The 1,860-nt window shown below is 58.3% G+C and carries 1 protein-coding gene; it reads right to left on the minus strand.

The window, feature by feature from the left end; all coding sequences use genetic code 11:
- Positions 1–301: 301 nt before the first annotated feature.
- On the minus strand, positions 302–1,396 hold the full coding sequence (locus tag ACREXZ_RS30715) for an IS5 family transposase (protein ID WP_431767894.1): 1,095 nt from the start codon (positions 1,394–1,396) through the stop codon (positions 302–304).
- Positions 1,397–1,860: the final 464 nt, after the last annotated feature.

Below are 1,860 nucleotides of genomic sequence, written 5' to 3' on the forward strand. Positions count from 1 at the left end.
TGATAGCGTGTATGAAAATCACATCCTATAATCAACATTGCTCGGCTCCTTTTTCCGAGCCTTGGTCGTTCAACAGCTGCCAAGTTTACTCGGAACGAGGAGCCGACAACGTCATCCAATCAGCCCTTTGGCTTTAGGGTAAGAGGAGCCCTAGCAGGCTGCGGAAAAAAGCTCCGCGGGAGTTAGTTTTTGCCTTTTGGTGGAGTGCGTCACGGTTTTTGTTCTTGGTTTTTGTCTGCTCGGGGAGTTGCTGAGCCCCGCTGCACTGTAGCTCGATGCGTTTTCTGCCCGCTGCGGCGGTTTAGGCAGCCTCCGCCGTGAGGTTTCGGATGCGCACCAGGTTGTAGACCGCCGTGGCGAACGTGAACATCCAGCCCACGCGCTCTCTTCCTCGGTAGCGCGTCTGCCGCAGCAACCCGACCGTCTTCAGCCAACCAAACACTTCTTCCACCCGCTTGCGTTTCCTCTGACTGCTCTCGTAGCCCGCATGGCGCGTCGTCCGCCCATCGATCGCGCTCCGCCGGTTGCGGTTGTTCTGTGCCACGTGCGGCGTCACCCCCAGATCCCGCACATCCGCCACGAACTCCTGCACGTCATATCCTTTGTCGCCGCCCACCGTCACGCGCCGTTGTCCGCCCGTCTGTTCCTCGATCATCTCCAGCGCCGCCTCTCGTTCCGCCGTTCCGCTGGCCATCGTCACGCGCGCCTGCACCACCAGTCCGTTGCGGTTCTCCGCCAGCACATGCCCCAGATAGCTCAGCTTCGCTTCCGTCCCTTTCGACTTCCTGTACAGCCGCGCCTGCCGGTCCGTCGTCGATTGATGCGTCTCGTTGCTGCGTTTCTCCCCGTGAAAATCTACCGTCGCATTCCCCCGATCGTCCGGCGGAACCTCGCGCTGCGCTTCCTTCTTCTTGGCCCGAAAACTCTTTTGCCCCGCCCAGGCCTGGATCAGCGTCCCGTCCACCGTGAAGTGCTCGTCCGACAACAGCTCTTTCTCTCGCGCCTGCGCCAGTACCTGCTCGAAAAAAGCTTCCGCGATCTCTCCTTCCAGCAGCCGCTCGCGGTTCTTGGTGAACACCGTTACGTCCCACACCTCATCGTCCATGCTCAGCCCCACGAACCAGCGGAACAACAGGTTGTAGCCCAACTGCTCCATCAGCAGCCGCTCGCTGCGCACGCTGTAGAGCACCTGCAGCAGCAGCGCCCGCAACAATTTCTCCGGCGCAATCGACGGCCGCCCGTAGCGCGAGTACAACTCCGCAAACTGCGGCGACATCTCCTGCAGCGCCGCGTCCACCATTCCCCGCAGTCGCCGCAAGGGATGATCGGAGGGCACCCGCTTCTCCGGGGATATGTAGCTGTACATGCTCTCTTGCTGTTCATCGTGTCCGCGCATGCCTGCTTAGACGATCCCACCCCTCATCTTGTTACGAGCAATCGGACTTTTTCCGCACCCTGCTAGAGCGGCGATTATCTTTGTCCGTTGTTCTTTGCTCAGGCGATTCATAATGATTCAATCATACTTGATCCGCTCAAGCATATCAAGGAGAAAATGGAAAACTTACAAGGTAGGATTTCCTGTCTTTTCTGTAGTGCACCCCGCTAAAACTGGACACCTCAGTTAGGTAAGATCAGGGCCTCCAAACAGGAGGCAACATGGGCAGGAAACCACGTGTAGATCGATCCCCGGAAGAGAAGTGGCAGATCGTGCAGGAAGGCATTAAGAGCGGGACATCCAATACGGATGCCGTAAGTTGATGTTCGGCTGATTGCAGCTTGCGAAAGGAGCCATGTTCAACAAATCACACAGCTTTGGCCTGCCGGAAAGCAAAGGCGATGCCGTCTGCGCCTACCCGGAGC

Origin of the sequence: Paraburkholderia sp., from assembly GCF_050742655.1 — a bacterium.
In the GTDB taxonomy this organism is placed as follows: Bacteria; Pseudomonadota; Gammaproteobacteria; order Burkholderiales; family Burkholderiaceae; genus Paraburkholderia.